Raw genomic sequence first — 26,559 nt, 5'->3', positions numbered from 1 at the left:
AGCCAAACCGACCAAATCCAAACCGACCAACCCCAACCGACCAACCCCAAACCGACCAAACCCAAACCAACCAGCCCCAACCGACCAGCCCAGGCGAAGCGATCGAAGCCAACGGCTACACAGCCCAACGCCAAGGCGAGCGCCACCAGACCCACAGACGGAGATGTAGCCGATGTCACTGATTTTGATCGTTATCGTCCTGGTCCTGCTGTTCGGCGGCGGCGGCTTCTACGGCCACCGGCGCGGCTATTACGGCGGCGGAGGACTAGGCGGCATCCTAGGTTTGCTGGTCATCATTCTCGTCGTCATGTTCCTGTTTGGCGGACTCGGAGGCGGAACCTATCGCTGATCCCCCGGACCAACCACCGGCCTGGAATAGAGCGACATCAGCCTGACCGGAAAGTCAGGCTGATAAAGTTGCTCGCTCAAACAGACCGTTGACGGTCACCCTGAAAGCGCTCCAGCCATCGCCGGCGAATTCGTGGCCTCGCGCCCACAGCGTCCCACCGGTCATGCCAAGGCTCCGCCCCGCCGCCAACGCCGCATGGCGATCGCCCCCCGGATGTCACGCCGCAAACCTTTCACGCCGCAAACGATGTCACACCCCAAACAGCAGAAAGGCCGGGGATGACCCGGCCTCCGCGCCATTCCAAGATCGTCCGCGATTTACAACTGGCCAAGCCGCTGCATCTCCGTGGCCGACGCCGTTCCCGGAACCGTACTGGCAGCATAGGCCGGCACCACCGCCGCCCCAAGGCTCAGGGCAGCAAAGGCAGCGAGGATAAGGTTCTTCATCGGATTTCTCCAGTCTGGTCGGGCGGAATGTCCGGCTTCGATGGACCGACATGTGGCCTCGCGCCGCGCCGAAATAATACCGACCAAAACGATGAGATTTATGCTCCTTACGATGAAATGGACCAGCGCTCGCCGCGCGCAGCTACGCCCGCACCCGCCACCCCGGCGCACAACCTCCCTCGTTCAACGAAACCGCGCCGCCGCATACGGCGCCAGGTCGAACGGCGGCGAACGCCCAGCCACCAGGTCGGCCACCAGCTTGCCGGTCATCGCCGCCGCGGTCAGCCCGACATGGCCATGCCCGAACGCGTACACCACGTCGGCGCAGCCCGACGCCCGCCCCAGCACCGGCAACCCATCCGGCGTCGACGGCCGATGCCCCATCCACAGCTTCACCCGTTCGGCGGGCAGGTCCGCCGGCAGCCCAGGATAGACGCGGCGAGCGAACGCCAGCAGCACCTCGGCCCGCCGCCAATCGGGCGCCGCCCGCAGCCCCGCCAGCTCTACCTGTCCGGCCAGCCGCAACCCGCCCGGCGTCATCACACAGGCCATCTTCCCGTCGCTCGGCATCACCGGATAGCGCGGCGCCACCCCCGGATCGCTGATCACCACGTGATAACCGCGCTCGGTTTCCAGCAGCACACGGTCGCCCGCCGCCAACGCCAGCGGCTTGGAGAACGCACCGGCGGCGAGCACCGCCTGGTCGCAGCCAACCTCGCCGCCGCCGGTACGCACCGCGCGCAGCCGCCCGGCCTCGATCCGCAGCCCGCTCGCCGCGCCGCGCACGATCCGCCCACCCAGCGCGGTGACGTGTTCGGCCAACGCCGCGACATAGGCACCCGGATCGCGGCATTGGCCGTTATCCTCGACCAGCACCCCAAAGCGGTAGTGCCGATCCAACGAAGGCTCGCGCTGGCGCAGTTCGTCCTGGTCCAGCTCCAGCCATGTCACGCCGTTGTCGCGGCGCACCGACCAGGCCAGCGCCTCGGCCTCGAACGCGGCGCGATCAGGGAACGCGAACAGCACGCCGCCGCGTCCGATCAACGCGCCGACCCCGGCCTGTTCGGCAAGCCTGCGGTGCAGCGCCGGTGCGTCGGCCAGTAACGGCCGCAGCGCGGCAGCGGTGGCGGCGACCTTGGCCGCGGTCGACCCGGCAGCCAGGAAGCGCCGCAGCCAGGGCAACATCCGAGGTAAATACGACCAGCGGATAGTCAGCGGACCCAGTGGGTCGGTCAGGTATCCGGGCAGCTTCTTCCACAGCCCCGGCGCCGACATCGGGATCACCGAACTCGGATTGAGCAGCGTGCCGTTACCGTAACTGGCCGCCTGCTCGCCACCCAGGACGCCAGGCTCGAGCACGCTCACCGCGTGCCCGTCACCCAGCAACTCGATGGCGCAGGCCAGCCCGACCACCCCGCCGCCGATCACCACCACCCGGCTCATCCGGCGGCGGAGACCACATGCGCCCGCATCGTGCTCTCGATCGCGCCGTCACCGAACCGCCGGCGCAGCGCCTCGGCAGCGAACGCGACAGCCGCCGCGACATCGCCGCGAGCCTCGAGTTCGCCACGCAACCCGGTGCCCAGACAGTAGCCCAGCGCCGCGTCATCCGCCGAGGCGGCAACGAACGGCAGCTCCACCGAGGTATAGATCGCATCGGTGAAGCCGGCCTCGGTCAGGTCGTCATCGACCCGGTCGTTGTCGGTATAGCCATGCAGCACGCTGCCCAGGAAGCCCGGCGGGTCGGCCGGGAAGCGTTCGGTCATCGCGTCCTGCAGGCAGTCGGCCACCGGGTTGTGGCGGATATGCGCCGGCAGGCTGAACACGAACCGCGCACCCGGCTTCATCACCCGCCTGGCCTCCAGGAACGCACTTGGGCGATCCGGCATGGTAACGACACCGAAATGGCAGGCGACAATCCCGAACGTCGCATCGGCGAACGGCAGCGCGGCGGGATCGGCCTGCTGCCAGGTGACCCGCGCCACCCCTGGCCGCCCCGAGGCGTGCGCCACCATCAGCGGGTCGGGATCGGTGGCGATGATGGTCATGCCGGCCGACAAGGTGGATGCGGCCGCACGCGTCAGCACGCCGGCATCGGCGCTGAGCTCCAGCAGCGGACCCATGCTGATGCGCGACAATCGCCGCGCCATGTCGTCGGCGAACGGCCCAAGCAGGATCGGCGCCAGATAGCGGTCGAGGGCCTCGAGCCTGGGATCGGCTGCGCTCATGTCCGATAGTATCACCCGTGACTAGATGGCTTTCTTCAAGCCATAGAACTGCGGCCAGCCTTCCGGTACATCCTGCATGTATTTGTGGAACGCGGTCGGCTGGTCATACATCCCAAGTGGCGCATAGGTCGGGTCCTGCCAGAACGCAGCCTGCATCGCCTCGCAGATCTTCTGTTGCGCAGCCGGATCGGGCGCGTCGAACCACTGACTGTACAGTGTCTCGATCTTGTCGTTGGTCGGCCACCCGAACCAGGCCGCCGCGCCATTGCCGCGGATCGCGATGTTCGGCGCCGGCGAGATGTTGCCGAAGCCGCCCAGCCAGGTGAAGAAGATGTTCCAGCCGCCCTTGGCGGGCGGCTCGCGGCTGGCCCGGCGCTGCACCACCGAACCCCATTCCATCGACTGCAGATCGACGTTGAAACCGATCTTGGTCAGGGTGTCGGCGGCGACCTGCGCCTCCGCCCAGATCGTCGGGATGGTGGTGGCGGCCAGCACCACGATCTTCTCGCCGTGGTAGCCGGCGGCGGCCAGGTCCTGCTTCAGCTTGGCATAGTCCTTCGGACCGCGCGTGACCTCGACGCCGTTGCTGCTGGCCATTGGCGTGCCGGGCACGAACAGGCCGACATCGGTCTTGTACAGTGACGGTGCGGCGCCAGCGACCGCCTCCATCACCTCTTTCTGGTCGATCGCCTCGACCACGACGCGGCGGATCGCCGGGTTGTCGAACGGGGGAAACAACTGGTTGAAGCGCAGGCAGCCCATCTCGCCGGTGCGATCCTTCACCACCAGGGTGACGTCCTTGTAGGTCTGGATCTGCGGAATCAGATCGAGGCTGGGGTTTTCCCACCAGTCCACCTCCCCCTGCTGCAACGCCGCCGACGCGGTGGCCGGGTCGGGAATGAAGTTCCACACCACGCGATCGACATGGACGATCTTCGGCCCGGCGTTGAAGCTGGCGGTGCCCGACTTGCGCGGCACGTAAGCCTGGTTCTTGGCGAACACCACGCGCGAGCCCGGGATGCGCTGGTCGGCGAGGAACTTGAACGGGCCGCTGCCGATCGCCTCGGGGATCTGCTTCATCGGGTCGGTCTCGGCCAGGCGCTGCGGCATGATCGCGCAATACACTTCGGCCAGCGCGTTCGGCAGCAGCGGGAACGGCTGCTTCAGGCGGAAGCGGATCACCGTGTCGGATGGTGCCGTGACCTCGGCGACCCGCTTCATCAGCGCCTGGCCGAACGGGTTGCGCACGCAGAACCGCTTGATGGTGGCGACGCAGTCGCGCGCCAGCACCTTCTGGCCGTCGTGGAACGCCAGGCCGTCGCGCAAGGTCAGTTCCCAGGTCTTGCCGTCGTCCTCGGTCTTCTGCCCCTCGACCATCTGCGGCTGCACCTGGAACTGCGCGTCGTAGCCGTACAGCGTGTCGAACACCGCCAGCGAGTAGTTGCGGGTGATGTCGGCGGTGGTCCACACCGGGTCGATCGAGGCCAGGTCGGCGTGCGGCACGAACATCACCGGCTTGGCCGCGTCAGCGCGCCCGACCCGCGGCGCGGCGAGACTGGCGGAGATCGCCGCCGCCGACTTCAGTACGCTGCGTCGCTTCATGCGCTGGGCCCCCGATGATTTTTAAGATTACAGACTAGGCCGCAAACCGCTCGCAGTCCAAGCGGCGTGTTGACTCAGCGGTCCGCGTCCCGGCCCAGCGCATCGGCGATCAGCGGCGCCGCGGCGTCCGACATAAGGCGTCCGTCATGGCCGACATCGGGCACATCGACCAGCCGCCAGGCCAGGGCCACGCTCAGCCTGGCGGCGGCCTGCTGTCCGCTGCGCAGATAGGCATGGGCGCGGGCATGCCGGGTCGGCCCTTGCCGCATCGACTTCGGACCGCCGGGAAAGAACCGCCCGGTAGTCTTGGTGTCCTCGGTGCCGGCCATGATGGTGAGCGGGAAGGCCAGCAACGCGCGCAGGTCGGTGGTGCTGACCTCGGTGACGCCGAGGCCCCACGGCCAGGCTGTGCTCAGGTCGGGCATCGCATAGGTGCCGGCATTGGCGCTGACCGCGACCGCGATACGGTCGCGATAACCGAACGACAGCATGCGATGCACGAACTGGCCGCCGGCCGAGTGGCCGAACAAGCCGTAACGATCGGTGCTGGTGATGCCCTGCTCGCGCAGTTGCTCGAACAGCCTGGTGCCGATGCCGAAGGTCCATTGCCGGCGTGGATTGGCCATGCCGCCGGCGGCGTGCAGGTTGCCGAAATTGTAGCACAGGTATTGCGGAAAGCTGGCCTCCGGGAACTCGATCGCGATCGCCAGCAGGTTGGCGGCATCGACGTGGCGCAGCCAGTAGTCGCGATAGTCGCGGCCGTTGCGTCCCACGCCGTGATGCACCAGCAACACCGGCGTGGCAGGATGCCACTGGCGTGGACGCGCGGCATGCAACACCAGCGGCCGACCAGCGAAGGCCGGGTCGGAATAGGGCAGGGAGGACGCGCCCGGCGCGGCCACCAGGGGTGACAGATCGATCATCGCCGCAACCGGAGCCCGCCCGTGCCGATCGAGGCACGCGGCGGTTGGGTCGAGTGGCGGTGCTTTATCGGTCGGGGTTCGATCACGCGGCATCGTAAGCCGGATCGCGTGGGTCGCAAGGTGTCTTGGAAAAGACCCCAGGCAATTGCATTTGCTTCAAACGCAGAATGCTAGGACTAGAACCACGGATGCGGAAACATAAGCAAAGTCTTCGCACCCAGTGTTCAGCGTGACTGCGATCTGCGCGCATCCGCGGTTCAACTCCGCTTCTCGTGGTCACGCCGCGTCCTGCGCATAGCCCCGACAGAAAATCCAAACGCCATGACCTTGGTGAAGACCCTTCCTGACCCGGCGTTAATGGCTTAGCAACATCGCCGGCGACAATCCGGGGAGGCGAGCATTTTCGATTCGGGTCGGACATTCGTGGCGTTGCGCAAGGATGGACCCGTCTCGGCGGCCGGCCGCCGCGTTGCGTATCACGCGGTCACCCCACATTGCCGGATGGCGCTGTGTGCGACCGAACCCGGAGCGGCATCCGGCTGGGCTGAACCGCCCGCCGAACATGTGACCTGCCGGGCTTGCCTGGAGCGGATGCGCCGGCTGCACGCGCGCCCAGCGCGCCGACCATCCTGACAGACCGAATCCGGACCGGCTAAGCCGACGTCTGCTGCGCCGAACCCTGCTGCGACACGCTCTGCTGCTGCGGCTGCTGGTCCGCGACTTCGCCGTTCAGCCGCTTGTCCTGCGTGATCCAGGCCTCGGCCTCTTCCTTCGAGCTGAACCCCAGCATGGTCTGCCGAGCGCCATTGCTGCCCGCCACACCGATATGGAAGCCCGTGCCATCCGTAGTCGGAACGATTGTATAGGTTGTCATGGAGACTATATGGCGCAGGCGGAGCAGCTTTGCATCAGACGCAGACCGTCCTCATGAGAAGTTCAGCCGCCGCCCTGCGATCGGCATCATTGAGGCGCCCCCGCAGCATGGCCGCGTGATCGCGATGGCGAAACCTTCGCCTCGCTTCAACCATGCGACAAACCCTACGCTCGGATCTCCACCCGCACGTCCATGCCGAGGCAGTCCGACGGCTTGCCCACGAAGCTGCCGTTCAGCGGCACCGCCTGCGACGGGTCGCGAGTGACGGCGACACGGATCAGGTTGCGGTCGCTGATCAGGCCATTGGTCGGGTCGAAGCTCACCCAGCCCGCGCCGGGCAGGTAGACCTGCAGCCAGGCGTGGGTGGTGCCGCCGCCAACCAGGCTGCCCGCGCCGCCGCCGAGCATGGCTTCGTCATACAGATAGCCGGACACGAAGCGCGCGGCGAAGCCCAGGCTGCGCGCCGCCTCCATCATCAGCAGCGCGTAGTCGCGGCAGGTGCCGGCTCGGGTGTTGAGCGTGGTCACCGGGTCCTGGGTGCCGGTCTCGTCGCGCAGATTGTAGGTGAACTCGGCCTGGATCGCCCGCGTCATCGCGGCCAGGATCCCCATCGTCGCGCGACCTTGGGTCTGGTCCGCGAAGCCGCGAGCCCAGGCATCGACCAGGTGGTGCGGGTCGGGGTAGTGCCGTTCGATGGTCCGTGCGATGTCGGCGACCTCCTCGGCGTCATAGCTGAACGGGTGCTGGCGGGCGTACGGCTCGAGTTCGATCGCGCTTTCCGCCAGCGGATAGTGTTCGGCGCGGAACCGTGATTCGACGTGCAGCAGGGCGGCCGGTTCGCTGAAGCGGACAATGGCGACGGAGTTGCTGAAGACGTCATGGATCCACCGCGTGGTCGCGCTGGGGCGTACGATCAGCGCGGTTTCCAACAGCCGCAGATCGTGGCTGTCGCGTGGGCGCATCATCATCCGGTGTTCGCCGAAGCGCACCGGAACGGCGTAGCGGTAGGTGGTCGTGTGGGTGACGGTCAGGGTCGGCATCGGCGATGCCCGGTCTGACAAGTCCGCGGCTGACAAGTCCGCGGCTGACAGGTTTGGCCGCGACCGGTTTGCACGGCAGTCATCCCACGGCCCGATCGTCCGCCGGCTCCAGATCGACGGCGACCCGCACGACATGATCGCCGCCGCCCAGGATCACGCCGCGCACCGGGCTGACGTCGCTGAAATCGCGGCCCCAGCCCAGCAGCACGTGCTCGTCCTTGACCACGATGCCGTTGGTCGGATCGAGGTCGACCCAGCCGTGCCGCGGGCCCAGCCAGCATCCCACCCAGGCGTGCGACTGGTCGGCGCCCTGGCGCTTGGCCTGACCCGGCGGCGGTTTGGTGCGGATGTAGCCCGAGGTATAGCGCGCCGGAATGCCGATGCCGCGTAGCCCGCTGATCATGGCATGGGAAAAATCCTGGCAGACGCCTTCGCGCCGGGCGATCACCTGCGACACCGGGGTGGAGATCGTGGTGACGCCGGAGCGGAATCGGAATTCGTTGTAGAACCGGCTGTTCAGCTCGAGCAGGGCATCCAGCACCGGGCGATGTCGGGTGAACGACTGGCTGACATAGTCGCGGCAGCCGGGATCGGGCGGGGTCATCGCGGTACTGAACTGAAACTCCACGGCCTGCCAGCCATCGTTGCTGCGGCTGGCTTGAACCACGTCCTCCCACGGCAGCGTGGCGCTGGCGGCGGGGGGCGGCGGGCAGTTGACCTCGACCACGGAGTCCGCGGTCACCTTGAAGTCGGCGTGCGGCAAATCGAGGAACAGCCAGGTGACGGAATTGCCGAAATGGTCCAGCCCATCACGGCGGCGCGCCGGTTTCGGTTCTGTAGTGATATGATCGGAAACGACCGTCTGCCACGGGCGCGGCCGCGGCCGCAGATGGACCATGTGCGCGGCAAGCTCGACCGGGCTGCCGTAGGCGTATCGTGTGATGTGCTGGACGCGGTAGCGCATGCGCAGTGTTTAGCGGGTGGCGGCGGCGTTGTCTTGTGCCGTGGCGGGTCGGTGGACGACGCGGCAAGCGTTGCGCAGGGGGCGCCAGGATCGCGCATCAGGGCAGCGCGATACGTCGCTTCTTGTTTGAGTATCCAATACATGCCGAATCGTGGGCGCTCGGCGTCTCACGCTGCTTTGCGACCCGGGACATTGGCGAACAGCGCACCAAGCCCCTCGGCCATCGTCGGGTGGGCGATGATGGCGTCGCGCAGGCCGGTGTAGGGCATGCCCGCCAGCATCGCGGTCTGCACCACCGCCATCACCTCACCGGCCTCGGCGCCGAACATGGTGAAGCCGAGGATGCGATCGCTTGCGACATCGACCACCGCCTGCATGAAACCGCGGGTTTCCGAGATGGTGCGCGAGCGCAGCACGGCCACGATCGGCAACCGCGCTATGCGGACCGCGATGCCCTGGCGCGCGGCCTCGGCTTTGCTCAGGCCGACGCGCGCGAGCGGCGGTTCGGTGTACATGCAGTATGGCACCAGCCGCCCGCTGGTGCTGAGATTGCCGCCCGCCAGGTTACCCCGGATGGTGCGGAAATCGTCGAACGACACGTGGGTGAACTGCGGGCTGCCGGCACAGTCGCCGATCGCCCAGACCTCGGGCGCGCTGGTTTCCAGCCGGTCGTTGACCGCGATATAGCCGCGCGCGTCCAGCGCCACGCCGGCCAGGTCGAGACCGATGCCGTGCGTGTTGGGGATGCGCCCGGTGGCCACCAGGATATCGCTGCCCTGGATCGTCTGATCGCCCCGCGACCCGCGCACCTGCAGCGTGACGGCCTCGCCGGAGCGGCCCCGCACCGACTGCACCGCGGTGTCGAGATGGATGTCGATGGCTTCCTCGCGCAGCATCTCCTGCAGTGCGGCGCCGACGTCGGGGTCTTCGCGCGCGGCCAGTTGCGGGCCCGGTTCGACGATGCTCACCGCGGCGCCGAAGCGGCGGAACGCCTGGGCCATTTCCAGCCCGACATAACCGCCGCCGATGACGACCAGCCGGTCGGGCACGCGGTCGAGTTCTAGCGCCTCGATGTTGGTCAGCGGCGCCCCCTCGGCGAGACCCGGAATGTCGGGAATGGCGGCGCGCGAGCCGACATTGAGCACCACCCGGTCGGCGCTCAGCACGCGGGTGCCACCGTCGTTCAGGCTGACCTCGATGGTCTTCGCGCCGACCAGCCGGCCCGAACCCATGATCAATTCGGCGCCGCTGGATTTGAACAGGCCGAGATGCATGTCGATCAGGCCGTCAACCATGTCGCGCTTGCGCGCCAGTACCTTCGCCATGTCCACGCTGACCGGCCCGGTGCTCAGGCCGAAGCGGTCGGCATGGTGCACCAGGTCGGACACCTTGGCGCTCCAGATTTCATTCTTGCTGGGCAGGCAATTGGTGTTCGGGCATGAACCGCCGATCAGCTTGCGCTCGATGACGGCGGCGCGGCGACCCGAACGCGCGATGTGCCAGGCGAGATACTTGCCGCCCTCGCCGGAGCCAAGCACGAGCAGGTGGTAGTGGTCCGTGGCTGACATGGTGATCTCCGTGGTGTTGAACTCGGTCGATCGGGGTTCAGCGTGTCGCAAGCGGGTCGGATATTGGTCAATCCACGGCCAGTCGGGCGATGGACTGACGTTTCACTTGCCGCTGGTCTGGTCTAGCTCAGGCCGCCGATGGCGCAATCGAACGACGGTTCGCGGATCGCGGTGACCACCCAGCCGTCGCCGCGGGCGTTGCGCGTGGTGATGAAAGTATAGACGCAGCGGGTCACGCTCTGGTCGCCGCCGATGAACTGGGTCTGCGTGGTCTTGCGGCCCTTGCGGTCCTTGTCGGTGGTGCTGACCGCCGAAACCGGCGTGCTGTCGACCGAGACCTTGGTCCACTGATAGGCCCGCGTTCCATCGCCCAAATCGATCTGATTGCTCGGCGGTCCATGATCCAGCTCCACCGCTCGGATGTCCTGACCGATGTAGCTACGCATCTTGTCGGCGGCGCAGCCGCCAAGCCATGTGGTCGTCAAGCACAGCAGCAGAATAAACTTCATCATCGCCGGTCCATGCCAGGTATTCACGCCGCACCGCGCAGCAGGTCGCTTTCCACCCCCAAGCTGCGCGCGATCGGCAGCAGCGTGAAGTAGCGGCGCGAAACCCGGTCGGCGACGGCGCCGATCGCCTGGTCCAGCTTGCGCAGCCGCGGCGGCAGGCCAGCGCTGCTGACGGTCTGATCGGCCGAGCGCAGCACCTCCTGCACGATATCGCGGGTCTCCTGCAGCAGCGGGTCCATCGCCGTCAGCAGCGAATCGCCGTCCTCGACGATCTCGCGCAGCAGGTCGCGGGCGGCGACCAGTTGGAAGGCGAGGCCGCGCGGATTGGCCTCGTCGGACAGGATCAGATCCAGCGCCGGTGCCGGCTGCAGCACCGCCAAATACCGCGCTCGGTAGGTAATGACCGAGTCGCGCAGCTCCAGCGCCAGGCGCAAGCCGGCTTCGATGCGGCCCGGCTGGGTCAGCGCGCCGGGTTGGTCCAGCACCTGCGCCAACTCGCCGGCGACCGACTGGGCGCGTTCCATGCGCTTGCCGAAGTCGAGGAACAGCCGGCCGCCGCCGCGCACCATGTTCTCGGCCGCCAGCCCGGCGACGGTGGCGGCGAATTCCAGGATCTCGGTGGTCAGCCCGGCGGCGTATTCCAGCGCACCGGCGTCATGGTCGGCCGGCAGGCGTCGGATGTTCTGCCCCATGACGCGCAGCGACCGGGTCAGCACCGCGTGCATTTCCCCGGTCAGGCGGTCGCGCAACTGGTCCACCTGGCGGGCGACGTGGCCCAGCACGCCGTGCATGCCGCCGTTGTGGCGGAACGCGCGCAGCACCGCGGTGCCCAAGGGTCCGGCGCCCAGGATGCCGGGCCCCAGCACGGAGACATCCTCGGCGTCGATCATCTTGATCTTGCCCAGGCTGGCGGCCAGGATGCGGATCTCGGCGACCTCGCGCGCAGTGGCCGACGGGCGCAGCATGCGGACGATGATCGCGCGCTGCAGCCGGGCGGCCTCTTCCAGGCGTTCCAGATAGCGGCCCAGCCAGTAGAAGTTGTCGGCGACGCGTGACGGCAGGTCGCCGGCGGTGCGCCTGATCGCCAGGGTCGGGGTCAGCAGCGCCAACGCGCCCTGCACCGGGCTGGCCTCGTCCTGCATCACCCAGACATCCTTCGACAGCGCGGTGCGGGGCAACCGCCCGGCCAACGCGTCTTCCTCCGACAGCGCGCGGGCCAGGCCGCCGGGAAACGCGCGCCAGCGAGTGCCGTCGAAGGTCATGAACATGCGCAAGGCGATCGGTTTGGCCTCCAGTCCATGTGCGCCGGCGCAGGGCGCGACCGAAGGGGTCGGCGCGACCGAGGCGGCATACATCGCCGGATCGGCCTCGATGCGGGCGGCGAGTTCGGCGCGGTCGGCCTCCGACAGCATCATCGGCACCACCGGCGCGGCTTCGCCGTCGGTGGCTTTGCGGATGATCCAGCCTTCCAGGTCGCGCAGCACGGTACGCACCATGGCGCCCTCGCCCAGCCACAGCGTTGCCTGGCTGGCGAGGCGGAGGTCTTCGCCCAAAAGGCGGCGGGCCAGGGCCGGCAGGAAGGCGGCCAGGCTGGGCGCCTCGGTCAGCGCCGATCCGGGATCGTTGACCATACGGATCGAACCGCCGCGGATGGCATCCAGCAGCCCGGGCACGCCGGCGCCGGCGGCGAGTTCCAGGCTATCGACGCGGTGGCCCTGCTGGCGGCGCAGCAGCACGCCGATGCGCTGCAGCCCGCGCAGCGTCTTCAGGTAGAGCTTGCCGTTGCGCAGCGTAAGGTCGCCGGCTTCGACCAGGGCGATGGAATACTCGCGCGACAGCAGCACGTGCTCGAACCACAGCGGGTCGGAGTGGCCGGCGCTGAGCAGGGCGACGCCGGCGTCGTCATCCGGGGCGAGCGCCTGCAGCGCGTCGCTGGTGATCTCCTGGTACTGGCGTAGCGGCCGGATCGGCTGCGAGGCGAACAGTTCCGGCACCACGCGGGACAGGATGCGGCGGTTTTCCAGCGCGTAGGCGAGGCCTTGGGCCTGGCCGGTGCGATCGGCCAGCACCCGCCAGGCACCGTCCGGCCCGCGCAGCATGTCGGCGGCGTAGAACGACAGATAGCGGTCGCGGCGGCGGCCATCGACGGTGCAGGGGCGCAGGAAGGCGGGGTTGCCGTAGACCAGGTCGGGCGGCAACAGACCGTCGGCCAGCAGGGTGCGCGGGCCGTAGAGGTCGGCCAGGATCAGTTCCATCAGTTGCGCGCGCTGCGCCAGGCCGGTCTGCAGCGCGGCGAACTCGGCGGCGGAGATCACCAGCGGGATCGGATCGCAGCGCCAGTTGACCGCGCGCTCGCCGGGCAGGATGGCGGTGATGCCTTCCTCGGCGAAGACCTGATCGAGCAGGCGCACACGACTTGCCAGGGTTTCGTGGCCGAGCGCGAACATGGTGGACAGCAAGGAGCGCCAGTGCGGCTTGGCGTGGCCGGTTCCGTCGGCCATTTCATCGAGCGAGCTGTCACCGGTCACGCCGCGCCGCCGGGCTGGACGGGCTGGCCTGGGAGTGCCGCCAAACCGTTGCGGGCACGCACGCTTTATTCCTTTTGACGGATCGAGGCGGACACCCTGCCACGCGGGTTACACGGTGTCCAGGATGTTGCGCCCTTGATTGCGCTTGGCTGGCCGGCTTCGGCGAGGGCGTGCGCGGCAGTGGCGGCGTCAGCCGTAAGGCGGCCCCGCGGCGGTGGCGGCGTCAGGCGTCAGGGAGCCCGCGGCGGTGGTGGCGTCAGGTGTCAGGCGCCCCCGCGGCGGTGGCGGCGTCAGGCGTCAGGCGGCCGGTTCCAGCGCGTCGCTGACCGGCGCGGCCGGGCGTCGCCGGTTCGGCTGCGACCGGGCGGTGAGGCTGGATGGCACGAGGCGTCGATACAGCGCCTCATACTGCGCCGCCGCGCCGGCCCAGCTGAAGCAGCGCGCCATGGCGGCGCGGCGCATGTCGTCGAACTGGCCCTGGTTGTCGAAGGCATTGAAGGCACGGCGGCAGGCCGCCATCAGCGCATCGGAGGACGGCGTGGCGAACAGGAAGCCGGTGGTGCCGTCGTCGATGGTGTCGGCCAGGCCGCCGGTGGCATGGGCGATCGGCAGCGCGCCGTAGCGCTGCGCCTGCATCTGGGTCAGCCCGCACGGCTCGAAGCGCGACGGCATCAGGGTGAAGTCGCTGGCGGCGACGATGCGGCGCGCCATTGGTTCGTTGAAGCCGATCAGCACGCCGATATCGTCGCGGTGGCGGCGCGAGGTGCGGTTGAGCATGTGCTCGATCTCGGGGTCGCCGAGGCCGAGCACGACGATCTGGCCGCCGTTGTCGACGATGTCGTTGGCGGCCTCGGCGACCAGGTCGAGACCCTTCTGGTGCACCAGGCGGGAGACGATGCCGAACAGCGGGCCCTCCGATGGGCGCAGGCACAGGCCGGTGCGCACGGCGTCGGCGTTGGCGTGCTTGCCGCCCAGGTCGTCGGGGTCGAAATGATGCGGCAGATGCGGGTCGCTGCCGGGGTCCCAGCTTGCGTCGATGCCGTTGACAATCCCCGACAACTGGCCCCGCGCGGCTCGGGTCTCCATCAGGCCGTGCAACCCGGCGCCCTGGGTTTCGGTGGTGATCTCGCTGGCGTAGGTCGGGCTGACGGTGGTGACGTGGCTGGCATAGAAGCCGCCGGCCTTGAGGAACGAGACGCGGCCGTGGAATTCGACGCCGTTGATGTCGAACGCGGCGTCCGGGATCGCCAGGGTGTGGCGCTGGCTGGCGTCGAAATTGCCCTGGTAGGCGATGTTGTGGATGGTGAGGACGGTGGGGGTCTTGGTGCCGTCCCAGCGCATGTAGGCCGGGGCCAGGCCGCCCGGCCAGTCATTGGCGTGGACGATGTCGGGCGTCCAGCCCAGGCCGCCGCGGCCGGCGGCGATGTCGGCGGCGGCCAGCGACAGGCGGGCGAAGCGCAGGTGGTTGTCGCCCCAGTCGGCGCCCTCGGGCGTGCAGTACGGCGTGCCGCGGCGGTCGAACAGCGCCGGCGCGGCGACCAGATAGAGCGTCATCCCGTCGGGCAGGCGGGTCTGGCCGATGCGCGCCGGCGGGATGCCGCCACGGCCCGGCAACTCGTCCAGCCAGTCGATCGAGCCAAGCTTGGCGATGACGTCCTGGTAGGCCGGCATCAGCAGCCGGATATCGATGCCGCGCTGGCGCAGTGCCAGCGGCAGGCCGGCGGAGACGTCGCCCAGCCCGCCAGCCTTGGCGAGACCGGCGAGCTCGCTGGTGACGAAGAGCGCTTTGATGGCAGGCACCAGACCGAAGACCTTCCGAACCCAGATGATCCATGCGCGCGAACCGATCGTGGCTTACGGGGTCAGCACGGCGTGCCCGATGTCAACGAAGCCGCAGCGAGAAAGATCGGTTTTGCCGGCAATTGCGCCAACGCACAGTTCCGTTATCGCGTTGTTCTGAACTGGCCGGATTCGGAACGCCGGCGAGCGATTGGCGCGGCCATGGATCGATCTGAGTGCGGGACGTAGATACGGCCGTCGAACAGGCGCCGCGCGGTGCGATAGAACGCACCGCCATGGGCGGTCCAGGCGCCGGTCGAATCGCGCGTCACGTCGGCGCCGACGGTCAGGATGCCGGACGGCATGCCGACGCGCAGCGATCCGCCGGGGTCGGCTTGCAGCGCCTCGGCCACCACGGTGCCGCTGATCCGAGCGGCGACGGCGGTGCACAGCGCCGAGGTCACCGGCAGGGCGCGGTGCGGCTGTCCGTTGGAGATGAACCGAGCGGTCAGGTCGACCGCTTGGGGCTGGATGGTGTCGCCCGCCAGCGTGATCGCCTGGGCCGGGGGGGGCGACGAAGCCGATGCCTGGGGTGGCGCGGCTGGCGGCGGCTTGCTCAGGCGTGGCGGCCAGGCCGATGGCCAGTGCGGCGGCGCGGCGGATGGCCTCTAGGCGGCCGAGCAAGGCGGGGTTGGCGTCGAGCCAGTCGGGCAACTCGGTCCCGCTCAGGCCGAGGTCGCGGGCGCGCAGCAGGACGCACGGCTTGGCGGCGTCGACGATGGACACCTCGATCGAGCCCAGGCCGGGCAGTTCCAGCCAGTCGCGGACGTTGCCGGTCGGCAGCAGGCGTCCGGTCAGCGAACCGCCCGGCGAGAGGAAGTCGAGGCGGATCGGCGCGCCGGTGCCGGCGACGCCGGGGATCGCCAGGTCGCCGTCCATGGCGGCGCGTCCGTTGCGCAGCGGAAACGTCGAGCGGATGATCTTGCCGGTGTTGGTATTGAAGATCCGCACCACGGCTGTATCGCCGGTGGTTTGCACCAGCCCCTCATCGACCGCGAACGGGCCGACGGCGGACGACATGTTGCCGCAGTTGGCTCGGTAATCGACCGCCGCTTCGCGGATCTGGACCTGGGCGAAGGTGTAGTCGATGTCGGCGTCGGCACGATCGGATGCGGCCAGGATGCAGATCTTCGACAGCGAGGAGATGCCGCCGCCCATGCCGTCCAACTGCCGCCCGTTCGGGTCGGGGCTGCCCATCGCGGCGAGGAAAATCGGGTCCCACGCTACCCGCTCCGGCAGGTCCCTGGCGTGGAACATCACCGCTCGGCTGGTGCCGCCGCGCATGAACACGGCGGGAAGGGCGAGCAGCGGCATGGCGGGGCTCCTGAACCGGGTGCGGCGCCAATGTAGCAGTCCCTGGCGGAATGCACAGGCTGTGAGTTGTCGCGCGCCTAGTGGATGGTAGTTCACCCCCAGCGGTCAGGGCTGATTGCCACCTCATTCCGCTTCGCGATATGACCGGAGGGGTGATGACAATCGGGCTGATCTGCCGGCCGTTTGGATGCTTCATCCGGGTCGCCGTAGCCGAAGTCGTGGCGCAGATAACGGACAAAAGTATTGCGGATGCGCCTTGTCCTGCCGAAGCCTGCCCGCGACAGGTATCTCGATGACCGGAACGAAAGATTGCGACACGCGGCGCGTTCGGGGCTGCTGCAACATCTACAGTTTATGGATAAGATCCAAGGGCACGAACAGGTAGGCAATACCAAGCAGCAGCACCAGTTTGGACAGCAGGCATGAGTGCCAATCCAGAAGACCTGCAGCCAAGACGCGGAGCTCGGTCGTGATGAGGCGCATTTGATTGTATCCGTTGAGCAAGCGTCGTGCGCCAAGTAGCGGCATGTCGACCGGGCCATGCCGTATAACCAGGTAATAATGGCCGTATAGACAAAGAGTTCCCTGACAGTTTTGCGGCCAACGCTCGGTCCGGGATCATGCTGGGCGCGGGTCGCAGGGGCCTAGACCAGGCACCCCGTCAAGCCGTGCCCTGGCTCGTCCAGCGATGCCTTGGATAGGCGCACAACCGAGTTGAGCCAGTCAACCCGCCCAAGCTGATCGGCGCCGGCGACCCGCATTACTCCCGAGGGACGTTGCGCGGCGCGGTCAGGAAACCTTGACCAGCACATAGCTTCCGGGCGCGTCCTCGATCGGCTTCAGCTTGCCGTCGCCGGGCTGCCGAGCGGCGACTTGCGCCTTGCCGAAGCCCAGGATCCAGCGCTGCCAATCGGGCCACCAGGACCCGGCCATCTCGGTAGCACCGTGCAGCCAGGCCTCGGGTTCCGCTGGCAAGTCCTGGCTGATCCAGTGGCCGTACTTGCCGCCCTCGGGCGGGTTGACCACGCCGGCGATGTGGCCCGACGCGGCCAGCACGAAGCGCTTGCTGCCACCCAGCAACTGAGTGCCGCGATAGGTCGATCTCCACGGCGCGATGTGATCCTCCCGCGTCGACAGGAAATACGCCGGCTGCTTGACCTTGCCGAGGCCGATCGGCACGCCGTCCAGTTCGATGCCGTCGGGCCTGGCCAGCAGGTTTTCCTGATACATCCGGCGCAGGTAGAAGCTGTGCATGCGCGCCGGCATGCGAGTGGAATCGGCGTTCCAGTACAGCAGGTCGAACGGGAACGGATCGTTGCCCATCAGATAGTTATTTACCACAAACGACCAGATCAGGTCGTTGGCCCGCAGCATGTTGAAGGTGGTCGCCATCTCGCTGCCCTCGAGATAGCCGCGCTTGTTCATCTTGTCTTCCAGCGCCTGAAGCTGTTCCTCGTCGATGAACACGCCAAGCTCGCCGGCCTCCTGGAAGTCCATCATGGTGACGAAGAAGGTGGCGGTCTTGATCCGGTCGTCGCCCTTGTCGGCCATGTAGGCTAGGGTGGAAGCCAGCAGCGTGCCGCCCAGGCAATAGCCGATGGCGTTGACCTCGCGTTCGCCGGTGGCCGCCTCGATGGCGTCGAGCGCGGCCAGGTAGCCCTGCTTCATGTAGTCTTCGAAACCTTTCTCCGCCAGCTTCTCGTCGGGGTTGACCCAGGAGATCATGAACACGCTATGGCCCTGCGCCACCGCCCAGCGCACGAAGCTGTTCCGCGGCCGCAGGTCCAGGATGTAGAACTTGTTGATCCAGGGCGGCGCGATCAGCAGCGGACGCTTCAACACCTTGTCGGTGGACGGGGCATACTGGATCAACTGCATCAGCTCGTTCTGGTAGATCACTTTGCCCGGCGAGACGCCGATATTGTCGCCCACCTTGAAGGCCTCGGTGTCGGTCATCTTGATGCTGAGCTTGCCCTTGCCGCGCTCCAGGTCGCCCAGCAGGTTATTCAGGCCTTTCAGCAGGTTCTCACCGCCGGTCTCGGCGGTCCGGCGCAGCACCTCGGGGTTGGTCAGCAGGAAGTTCGACGGGCTCATCGCGTCGATGAACTGGCGGGCGTAGAAATCCACCTTCTGCGCGGTCTTCGGGTTCAGGCCGTCGACCTGGGTGACGACGTCCTGCACGAAGCGGGCGGACAGCAGGTAGGACTGCTTGATGAAGTCGAAGACCTCGTTTTCTTTCCAGGCGTCGTCGCGGAAGCGTCGGTCGCCGGCGCCCGGGTCGATCACCGGCGCGGCCTCGATGCCCATGATGCGGCGCGTGGTGTTCTGCCACAGCGTGACGTAATCCTGCCAGAACCCCATCTGGGCCTGCATCAGGCGGGCCGGATTGGCCATCAGGCGAGCGGTCATTTCGAGGAAGGCGCGGCCGATGTTGAGCGGATCGGCGCTGTGGTCCTGCCGCGCCTGGCGCTTTAGCCATTCGCCGACCAGCCGCTGCGAGCGTTCGGCGACGTCGGCCATGGAACGGCTGACCACGGACGGGTCGGGCATCTTGAAGCCGCTCGCTTGCAGCGCCGCCGGAACCGCGGCGGCTGGCGCGGCCGCGGTCGGCGTCCCCGCGCCAAGCGGCGTGGTCGACGCGGCGGCCGCGGCGGCGTTGGCGGACGCGCCCTTGGCGGAGAGGCCCTTGGTGGAGGCGCCAGTGGAGGCGGTATCAGTGGAGGCGGCACCAGTCGGGGACGTGGCGGAGTGGGAGCGGGCGGGAGACGTTCCCGCGTTCTTATCGTTCGGCGCCATTGGAGACATCCTTTGCGTCGGCTCCACCAGCGGCTACACAGGCCGCCGGCAGGGGGAGCGGAACCGGCATATGGTGGTCAGCGAAACAGGCGCGCAAGCTAGTTGGGTGAAACAGCCGAGGCAAGGCGCCTCGCGGGGCGCTGCCATGCTGATATTGGCGGCCTGGGCGCTGACCGGCGGGGCGCTGAGCGGCTGTTCGTCGTCGTCGTCGATGAATCCGATCAACTGGTGGCATCGCGAAGAAGGCGGCAAGATCGCCAAAGCGCGTCCGGCGCCGCCGGGGGCGGACCAGGCCTATCCCAACCTGGCCACGGTGCCGGCGAAGCCGGCGCCGGTGGACCAGAAGGCGCTGGACCAACTGACCAATTCATTGATCGCCGATCGCACCAATGCGCAGCACGCCGCGGAGTCGGCGCCGCTGGCCGATCCGTCCTCACCCAGCGCTTCGCCGACCCTGTTCGGGGTCGGCACCGCCCCGCCACCGCCGCTGGCCGGCGCCACAGCCTCGGCCGGGTCTTCCGGTTCGGCGGGGCCGCCAGCAGGCACGACAGGGGGCACGCCAGCGGGGACGCCGGTGGCGAGTGCCTCGATGCCGGCGGTCACCGCGCCCCCAAGGGCGCACTCGGGGGCATCCTCGGGGGCATCGGCACCATTGCCGGCGCCGCGCAGGCCGGTGCAGAGCGCGCCGCTGGAGGCACCGGCGGCTGACACATCCGGCGCGCCGGCCGCCGCGGCGGCGGCTGCGAACCCGCCGGTTGCGCCGGGGTCGGACGTTGCGCCCGGGACCGCGCCCAGCAGCCCGCCCGGGACGACCGTCGCGGGTGTGTCGCCGGCGTTGCCGGCCGGTCCGCCGCCGCGCCCGGCCGCCGCCGGCGAACCGCCCGTGGCCGTGCTGGCGCCACCGCCGATGCCGCCGCCGTCCGGTGCTGGCCCATCGGCTCGGATCGTCTTCCTGGAGCGCGCGTCGAGCCTGTCGCCGCCGGCCAGCGATGAGGTCAAGGCGTTCGCCGGCAAGCGCGGCAACGGCACCATTTCGGTGGTCGGCTACGGCGATTCGGCGTCCAGCGATCCCGACGCGCAATCGGCGGCGCTCGATCTCGGGCTGTCGCGGGCACAGTCGATCGTCGAGGCGCTGAAATCCGCCGGCGTTCCCGGCAACGCGATCCGGGTCAGCGCCGAAGCTTCGGGTCGCGGCGCCTCACTCCGGGTGATACAGTAACCGCTGCGCACGCGATCCATTCCGGCGGTTTCCGCCGCACTTCGAAAGGCCCGTCATGAGCAGCGACCCGTCATGAGCAGCGACCCGTCATGAGCAGCGATCCGTCCGGCGAGTTTCATCGCATCCGCCGCCTGCCGCCCTACGTGTTCGCCGAGGTCAACACCGCCAAGGCCAAGGCGCGCGGCGCCGGGGAGGACATCATCGACCTCGGCATGGGCAACCCCGACAGCCCGACGCCGCCGCACATCGTCGCCAAGCTGGTCGAGACGGTGCAGGACCCGCGGTCGCACCGTTACTCTGTCAGCAAGGGAATCCCCGGGCTGCGGCGGGCGTTGGCGACGTATTATCAGCGCCGGTTCGATGTCGGGCTGGACCCGGAGACCGAGGTGGTGGCGACACTGGGGTCGAAGGAAGGGCTGGCCAACCTGGCCTCGGCGATCACCAGTCCCGGCGACACCATCCTGGTGCCGAACCCGTCGTATCCGATCCATCAGTTCGGCTTCATCATCGCCGGCGCCGCGGTGCGCAGCATTCCGGCGCGTCCGGATGAGGAAATGCTGCGGGCGCTGGATCGCGCGGTGCGGCACTCGGTGCCGAAGCCGACCGCGTTGATCGTCAACTTTCCGTCCAATCCGACGGCCTACCTGGCGAGCCTCGAGTTCTACCAGGAGATCGTCGCGTTCGCTCGGCGGCACGAGATCTGGGTGATGTCGGACCTGGCCTACGCCGAGGTCTATTTCGGCGACCAGAAGCCGCCGTCGATCCTGCAGGTGGCCGGCGCGAAGGACATCGCGGTGGAGTTCACCAGCCTGTCGAAGACCTACTCCATGCCGGGCTGGCGGATGGGGTTCGCCGCCGGTAATCCCCGGCTGATCAATGCGCTGACCCGGATGAAGTCGTATCTGGACTATGGCGCGTTCACCCCGATCCAGGTCGCGGCGGCGACCGCGCTGACCGGTCCGCAGGCCTGCGTCGAGCAGATGCGCGGGCTGTACCGGGAGCGCCGGGACGTGCTGATCAAGGGTCTGGCCTCGGCCGGCTGGGACATGCCGGTGCCGCAGGGCTCGATGTTCGCCTGGGCCCCGCTGCCGCCGAAATACGCCTCATTGGGCAGCGTCGAGTTCTCCAAGCTGCTGCTGCAGCGGGCCAAGGTAGCGGTGGCGCCGGGCCTGGGCTTCGGCGAGCACGGCGAGGGCTATGTGCGGATCGCGCTGGTGGAGAACACGCACCGGCTGCGGCAGGCGGCTCGCAACATCCGCGGCTTCCTGCAGGCCGGGTCGAACCTCGCCGAACCGCTGCTGTCGGAGGCCGGCGCAAGATGACCCATCCGCTGTCGGTGGCGCTGGCCGGGCTGGGAACGGTCGGCGGCGGCGTGCTGAAGATGCTGCGCGACAATGCCGATATCGTCACCGCCAGGGCCGGGCGGCCGATCGCGGTGACGTCGGTGTCGGCCAAAGACCGAACCAAGGATCGCGGGTTTGCGCTGTCCGGGCTGCATTGGTACGACGACCCGGTGACGCTGGCGGCGGATCCCGGCGTCGATGTGGTGGTGGAACTGATCGGCGGGTCTGCCGGGCCGGCGCTGGCGGTGGCGGAGGCGGCGTTGCGGGCAGCCAAGCCGCTGGTGACGGCGAACAAGGCACTGCTCGCGGTGCACGGCGCGGCGCTGGGCCGGCTCGCCGAGCAGGCGGGGGTGGCGCTGGGGTTCGAGGCGGCGGTGGCCGGCGGGATCCCGGTGATCAAGGCGCTGCGCGAGGGCCTGTCGGGCAACCGCATCAGTTCGGTTGCCGGCATCCTGAACGGCACCTGCAACTATATCCTGACGCAGATGCGCGAACGCGGGCGGGAGTTCGCCGAGGTGCTGGCGGACGCGCAGAAGCTGGGCTACGCCGAGGCCGATCCAAGCTTCGACATCGACGGCATCGACGCCGCGCACAAGCTGGCGATCCTGGCGGCGCTGGCGTTCGGCCGGCCGGTGGCGTTCGAGGCGGTGCATGTCGAGGGCATAAGGCGGATCTCGGCGGTCGATATCGCGTTCGCCGCGGAGCTTGGCTATCGCATCAAGCTGCTGGGCATCGCCAGGCACACCGAGGCCGGGATCGAGACCCGGGTGCATCCGTGCATGGTGCCCGGAACCGCGCCGATCGCTCGGGTGGATGGGGTGTTCAACGCGGTGGTGGCGGAGGGCGATTTCGTCGGCCGGGTGATGCTGGAAGGGCGCGGGGCAGGGGCCGGGCCGACCGCGTCCGCTGTGGTGGCCGACCTGATCGACATCGCGCGCAACCGGCTGACTCCGGTGTGGGGGGCGTCCGGGTCGGCGCTGTCGGACGCGCCGTCGCTGCCGATCAGCAGCCATGTCGGGGCGTATTACCTGCGGCTGATGGTGGTGGACCGGCCGGGGGTGATCGCCGATGTGACGGCGATCCTGCGCGACATGGGGGTGTCGCTGGAATCCATGCTGCAGCGCGGCCGCAGCCCCGGTGAGGCGGTGCCGGTGGTGCTGGTGACGCACGAGACCAGGGAAAGCGCGATGCGTGACGCGCTGGACCGGATCGCCGCGCTGCCGACGGTGATGCAGCAGCCGACGCTGATCCGGATCGAGTTGGGGTAGCGCGGCGGCCGGGTATCGTCCCGATCGCCGGCTCGACACATGCTGCATCGCGGCACGGAGCGACGACCCTGTCAGCGCAGCCGATGTAACCGGGTTGAACCCGATGGGTGCCCATGCGTCGGCCGGAGAAGGCAGACGTCGCGCCAATCTCACCTTTCCGCGTTCAGCATGGTCGCGGCAGCCGCATCGGTGCTATAGGCTGGCGCACCTGACTACCCCCAGTAGCCGCCGGCCAGTCCCGGATGCCCGCCCCTTGCTGCTCCGCCCCTTGCTTCACGGACCCGACATGAACGACGCCGTTACCGACTCTCAGCGCGACTACCACGACACCGTGTTCCTGCCGCGGACCAACTTCCCGATGCGCGGCGACCTGCCGAAGAAAGAGCCGCTGATCCTGGCCAAATGGGACCGGATGGACCTGTGGGCCAAGCTGCGCACCGCCTCCGCCGGGCGGCCGTTGTTCATCCTGCACGACGGGCCGCCCTATGCGAACGGCAACATCCATATCGGCACCGCGCTGAACAAGATCCACAAGGACGTCATCAACCGCACCCGCCAGATGGCCGGCTACGACGCCAACTACATTCCCGGCTGGGACTGCCACGGCCTGCCGATCGAGTGGAAGATCGAGGAAGCCTACCGCGCCAAGAAAAACGACAAGGACGCCGTCCCGATCCTGGATTTCCGCGCCCAATGCCGCGCCTACGCCGCCGACTGGATGGAAGTGCAGGCCGCCGAATTCCGCCGCCTCGGCGTCGAGGGCGCTTGGCGCGAACGCTACGCCACCATGGACCATGATTCGGAAGCCGCCATCGCCGCGGAAATCTGCAAGTTCCTACTGAACGGCGCGCTGTATCGCGGGCTGCGCCCGGTGATGTGGTCGCCGGTGGAAAAGACCGCGTTGGCCGAGGCCGAGATCGAATACCACGACCACACCTCGACCACGATCTGGGTCCGCTTCCCCGTCGTGCGGGCGTCGGTGCCGGCGCTAGACGGCGCCGCGGTGGCGATCTGGACCACCACGCCCTGGACCATTCCCGGCAACCGGGCGGTCGCCGCCGGCGCCGACTTCGACTACGCCGTCATCGCGGTCGATGCCGTCGCGGAAACATCGCTCGCTCGGAACGGCGAAAAACTGGTGATCGCCGAAGCCCTGCTGCCCGCCGTGTTGCGCGACAGCGGGATCAGTGCGCATCACGTGCTGGCCGTGGTCAAGGGCGCCGATCTGGCCGGCACCGTCATGGCTCATCCGCTGCGCGGCGCCCCCCTGGCGGATGGCGGCTACGACCAGGACACGCCTTTGCTGCTGGCCGACTTCGTCACCACCGAGGCCGGCACCGGCTTCGTCCACATCGCGCCCGGCCACGGCGAGGACGATTTCAGCCTGGGCCGAACGAATGGGCTCGACGTCCCGGAAACCGTGGGCGACGACGGTAGCTTCAACGCGTGGGTTCCGCTGTTCGCCGGCGTGCACGTCTACAAGGCGGCCGACCCGGTCTGCGCCGCGCTGACCCAGGCCGGCACCCTGCTGGCGCGCGGCTCGATCACCCATTCCTACCCGCATTCCTGGCGCTCCCGGGCGCCGCTGATCTTCCGCGCCACGCCGCAGTGGTTCATCCCGATGGACGGGCCGCACCGCATCCGGGAGACCGCGCTGGCTGCCCTCGCCACCACCCAATTCGTGCCCGACCAGGGCCGCAACCGCATCGGCTCGATGATCGCCGCGCGCCCCGACTGGTGCATCAGCCGCCAGCGCGCCTGGGGCGTGCCGATCACCGTATTCGTGGAGAAACGCTCCGGCCAGCCGTTGCGCGATCCGGCGGTCGTCGCCCGCATCATCGCCGCCTTCGAAGCCGAGGGCGCCGACGCCTGGTACGCCTCCCCGCCGTCCCGCTTCCTTGGTCCCGACCACGATCCGGACGATTTCGAGCAGGTGATGGACATCGTCGATGTCTGGTTCGAGTCCGGCTCCACCCACGCCTTCGTGCTGGAAAAGCGCGGCCTGCCGTGGCCCGCCGATCTGTATCTGGAAGGCTCCGACCAGCATCGCGGCTGGTTTCAGTCCTCGTTGCTGGAAGCCGTCGGAACCCGCGGCCGGGCGCCCTTCAAAGCCGTGCTGACGGACGGCTTCGTGATGGACGAGAAGGGCCGCAAGATGTCCAAGTCGTTGGGCAACACCACGGCCCCAGAGCAGGTCGCCGACAAGTACGGCGCCGACATCCTCAGGCTGTGGGTGATGTCGTCCGACACCACCGAGGACCTGCGCATCGGCCCCGAGATCCTGAAGCAACAGGCCGAGCTGTATCGCCGCCTGCGCAACACGCTGCGTTTCGTGCTGGGCAGCCTGGACGGGTTCACAGAGGCCGAACGGGTGCCGGTCGCCGAGATGCCGGAACTGGAACGCTGGGTGCTGCACCGGCTGACCGAGATCGACGCCAAGTTCCGCGCCGCCGTCGAATCCTATGACTGGACCGGGGTGTATCCCGAGCTGCACAATTTCTGCTCGCTGGATCTGTCGGCGTTCTACTTCGACATCCGCAAGGATGCGCTGTACTGCGACCCTCCCGACAGTGCGCGCCGGCGTGCCGCGCGCTGCGTGCTGGACCAGTTGCACCGCTATTTGTGCACCTGGCTCGCCCCGGTGCTGTGCTTTACGGCCGAGGAGGCCTGGTGCGCCCGCGCCGGGGACGACGGGCGTGCCCGCGCCGGGGACGACGGGTGCGCACGCGCCGGGGACGACGAGCGCGCCCGTTTTGGTGACTCCGCCAGCGTTCACCTGGAACAGTTCCAGACCCCGGCGGCGGCCTGGCACGATGCCGCGCTGGCGGCCAAATGGGACACCATCCGCGCCATCCGCCGCCGCATCACCGGCCCGATCGAGGCGGCGCGCCAGGCCGGCACGCTGGGCTCCTCGCTGCAGGCCGCGGTCGAGCTGCCGTTGAACGTGGACCACAAAGATTTACTGGATGCCGCCGCATGGGCCGAGATCGCGATCGTCTCCTCCGTAACGCTCGTGTCGGACACGGCCGAACCCCCAGCGAGGGTCACGCCCGCCTGCGGCGACAAATGCGCCCGCTGCTGGAGAGTGCTGCCGGAAGTGGGGTCCAGCGCCGCCCACCCGTCGCTGTGCCTGCGCTGCACCGACGCGGTGGACTCGGGCCTGGTCCGCAAGCCGGCGGCATGATCCGCCGCAACCTGATGCCGTTGGGGTTGTTCGCCGCGTTGCTGGTGCTTGCAGCCGACCAGCTCAGCAAATGGTGGGTGGTGAACCGGCTGCACCTGCCGGAGTTGCGCCAGATCGTGCTGTTGCCGGTGCTGAACCTGACCATGGTGCAGAACAGCGGGGTCACCTTCGGGCTGCTCAATGGTCTTGGCGCCTGGGGTCATTACATCCTGGCGGTGATTGCCCTGGCCGTGGTCATCGCGCTCGGGTTCTGGCTGCGCCGGGCGGAGACCGGGTTGGTCGCGGTGGCGATCGGGGCGATCGCCGGCGGCGCCATCGGCAACGTCATCGATCGGCTCCGCTTCGGCTGGGTGGTGGACTTCATCCACGCCCATATCGACACGCGCTGGGGCGACTTTTCCTGGTATGTGTTCAACTTGGCCGATGCCGCCATTGTCTGCGGGGTGGCAGCGCTGATCCTGGATACGCAACTGTCCAGGCGCCGTCAGCGGCAGGATCGGGTGCCGACCTGAAAGCTTCATGGCGCGGCGGTTTTCGCCGGTAATGCGCGGGCGGTCGCCGCGAA

Annotated in this window: 21 protein-coding genes and 1 pseudogene; 6 read left to right on the top strand and 16 right to left on the bottom strand. The window is 68.4% G+C overall.

Annotated elements, in window-relative coordinates; translation table 11 throughout:
- Nucleotides 1–172: 172 nt before the first annotated feature.
- The gene (locus ACQY4T_RS16710; RefSeq protein WP_428532822.1) at nt 173–349 is read left to right on the top strand and encodes a DUF3309 family protein; all 177 of its coding nucleotides are present in this window, start codon (nt 173–175) and stop codon (nt 347–349) included.
- A 317-nt stretch (nt 350–666) separates the two neighbouring features.
- Here ACQY4T_RS16710 and ACQY4T_RS16705 read toward each other — a convergent pair whose 3' ends face one another.
- From ACQY4T_RS16705 to ACQY4T_RS16630, 16 genes and pseudogenes are all read right to left on the bottom strand, one after another.
- Nucleotides 667–795 (bottom strand): hypothetical protein, encoded by a 129-nt coding sequence (locus tag ACQY4T_RS16705; protein WP_428532819.1) that lies wholly within the window; start codon nt 793–795, stop codon nt 667–669.
- 183 nt (nt 796–978) lie between these two features.
- The gene (locus ACQY4T_RS16700; RefSeq protein WP_428532816.1) at nt 979–2,238 is read right to left on the bottom strand and encodes an NAD(P)/FAD-dependent oxidoreductase; all 1,260 of its coding nucleotides are present in this window, start codon (nt 2,236–2,238) and stop codon (nt 979–981) included.
- Nucleotides 2,235–3,023, bottom strand: a complete 789-nt coding sequence (locus tag ACQY4T_RS16695; protein ID WP_428532813.1) for a class I SAM-dependent methyltransferase — start codon at nt 3,021–3,023, stop codon at nt 2,235–2,237. The genes ACQY4T_RS16700 and ACQY4T_RS16695 overlap by 4 nt, the downstream gene beginning before the upstream one ends.
- A gap of 21 nt (nt 3,024–3,044) precedes the next feature.
- Nucleotides 3,045–4,625 (bottom strand): ABC transporter substrate-binding protein, encoded by a 1,581-nt coding sequence (locus ACQY4T_RS16690; RefSeq protein WP_428532810.1) that lies wholly within the window; start codon nt 4,623–4,625, stop codon nt 3,045–3,047.
- Between the two features lie 74 nt (nt 4,626–4,699).
- Nucleotides 4,700–5,548, bottom strand: a complete 849-nt coding sequence (locus ACQY4T_RS16685; protein ID WP_428532808.1) for an alpha/beta hydrolase — start codon at nt 5,546–5,548, stop codon at nt 4,700–4,702.
- Nucleotides 5,549–6,200: 652 nt separating this feature from the next.
- Nucleotides 6,201–6,422 (bottom strand): hypothetical protein, encoded by a 222-nt coding sequence (locus tag ACQY4T_RS16680; RefSeq protein ID WP_428532805.1) that lies wholly within the window; start codon nt 6,420–6,422, stop codon nt 6,201–6,203.
- A 164-nt stretch (nt 6,423–6,586) separates the two neighbouring features.
- On the bottom strand, nt 6,587–7,462 hold the full coding sequence (locus ACQY4T_RS16675; RefSeq protein ID WP_428532802.1) for a transglutaminase family protein: 876 nt from the start codon (nt 7,460–7,462) through the stop codon (nt 6,587–6,589).
- Between the two features lie 79 nt (nt 7,463–7,541).
- Nucleotides 7,542–8,426 carry a transglutaminase family protein gene (locus ACQY4T_RS16670; RefSeq protein ID WP_428532799.1) on the bottom strand — a complete coding sequence of 295 codons (885 nt, stop codon included), beginning with the start codon at nt 8,424–8,426 and terminating at the stop codon, nt 7,542–7,544.
- Nucleotides 8,427–8,593: 167 nt separating this feature from the next.
- Entirely contained in the window at nt 8,594–9,994 is a 1,401-nt protein-coding gene (locus ACQY4T_RS16665; protein ID WP_428532796.1) for a dihydrolipoyl dehydrogenase family protein, read from the bottom strand.
- Between the two features lie 122 nt (nt 9,995–10,116).
- Entirely contained in the window at nt 10,117–10,506 is a 390-nt protein-coding gene (locus ACQY4T_RS16660) for a hypothetical protein (protein WP_428532793.1), read from the bottom strand.
- Between the two features lie 20 nt (nt 10,507–10,526).
- Nucleotides 10,527–13,031 (bottom strand): circularly permuted type 2 ATP-grasp protein, encoded by a 2,505-nt coding sequence (locus ACQY4T_RS16655; protein WP_428532790.1) that lies wholly within the window; start codon nt 13,029–13,031, stop codon nt 10,527–10,529.
- A gap of 297 nt (nt 13,032–13,328) precedes the next feature.
- Nucleotides 13,329–14,831, bottom strand: a complete 1,503-nt coding sequence (gene glgA, locus ACQY4T_RS16650; protein ID WP_428532787.1) for a glycogen synthase GlgA — start codon at nt 14,829–14,831, stop codon at nt 13,329–13,331.
- Nucleotides 14,832–14,974: 143 nt separating this feature from the next.
- The gene (locus ACQY4T_RS16645; protein WP_428542941.1) at nt 14,975–15,322 is read right to left on the bottom strand and encodes a PrpF domain-containing protein; all 348 of its coding nucleotides are present in this window, start codon (nt 15,320–15,322) and stop codon (nt 14,975–14,977) included.
- Between the two features lie 112 nt (nt 15,323–15,434).
- Nucleotides 15,435–16,127 (bottom strand): annotated as a pseudogene (locus tag ACQY4T_RS16640) (PrpF domain-containing protein); the annotation flags it as partial.
- A 402-nt stretch (nt 16,128–16,529) separates the two neighbouring features.
- A complete protein-coding gene (locus ACQY4T_RS16635) occupies nt 16,530–16,667 on the bottom strand; it encodes a hypothetical protein (RefSeq protein ID WP_428532784.1) in 138 nt (45 codons plus the stop codon).
- 306 nt (nt 16,668–16,973) lie between these two features.
- On the bottom strand, nt 16,974–18,734 hold the full coding sequence (locus ACQY4T_RS16630) for a PHA/PHB synthase family protein (RefSeq protein WP_428542938.1): 1,761 nt from the start codon (nt 18,732–18,734) through the stop codon (nt 16,974–16,976).
- A 391-nt stretch (nt 18,735–19,125) separates the two neighbouring features.
- On the opposite strand from ACQY4T_RS16630, the gene ACQY4T_RS16625 reads away from it, so the two are divergent.
- The 5 genes from ACQY4T_RS16625 (at nt 19,126) to lspA (ending at nt 26,506) form a co-directional block, all read left to right on the top strand.
- A complete protein-coding gene (locus tag ACQY4T_RS16625) occupies nt 19,126–20,199 on the top strand; it encodes a hypothetical protein (RefSeq protein ID WP_428532781.1) in 1,074 nt (357 codons plus the stop codon).
- An 89-nt stretch (nt 20,200–20,288) separates the two neighbouring features.
- Entirely contained in the window at nt 20,289–21,521 is a 1,233-nt protein-coding gene (locus ACQY4T_RS16620) for an LL-diaminopimelate aminotransferase (protein WP_428532778.1), read from the top strand.
- Nucleotides 21,518–22,810: a homoserine dehydrogenase gene (locus tag ACQY4T_RS16615; protein ID WP_428532775.1), complete on the top strand. Its 1,293-nt coding sequence runs from the start codon at nt 21,518–21,520 to the stop codon at nt 22,808–22,810. The genes ACQY4T_RS16620 and ACQY4T_RS16615 overlap by 4 nt, the downstream gene beginning before the upstream one ends.
- A 286-nt stretch (nt 22,811–23,096) precedes the next feature.
- Entirely contained in the window at nt 23,097–25,994 is a 2,898-nt protein-coding gene (gene ileS, locus ACQY4T_RS16610; protein WP_428532772.1) for an isoleucine--tRNA ligase, read from the top strand.
- Entirely contained in the window at nt 25,991–26,506 is a 516-nt protein-coding gene (gene lspA, locus ACQY4T_RS16605) for a signal peptidase II (protein ID WP_428532769.1), read from the top strand. The genes ileS and lspA overlap by 4 nt, the downstream gene beginning before the upstream one ends.
- Nucleotides 26,507–26,559: the final 53 nt, after the last annotated feature.

It is taken from the genome of Rhodopila sp. (assembly GCF_965277825.1).
GTDB lineage: Bacteria > Pseudomonadota > Alphaproteobacteria > Acetobacterales > Acetobacteraceae > Rhodopila.
Note: the sequence above shows the minus strand (reverse complement) of the source record. Positions and strands in the feature narration are given on the sequence as shown.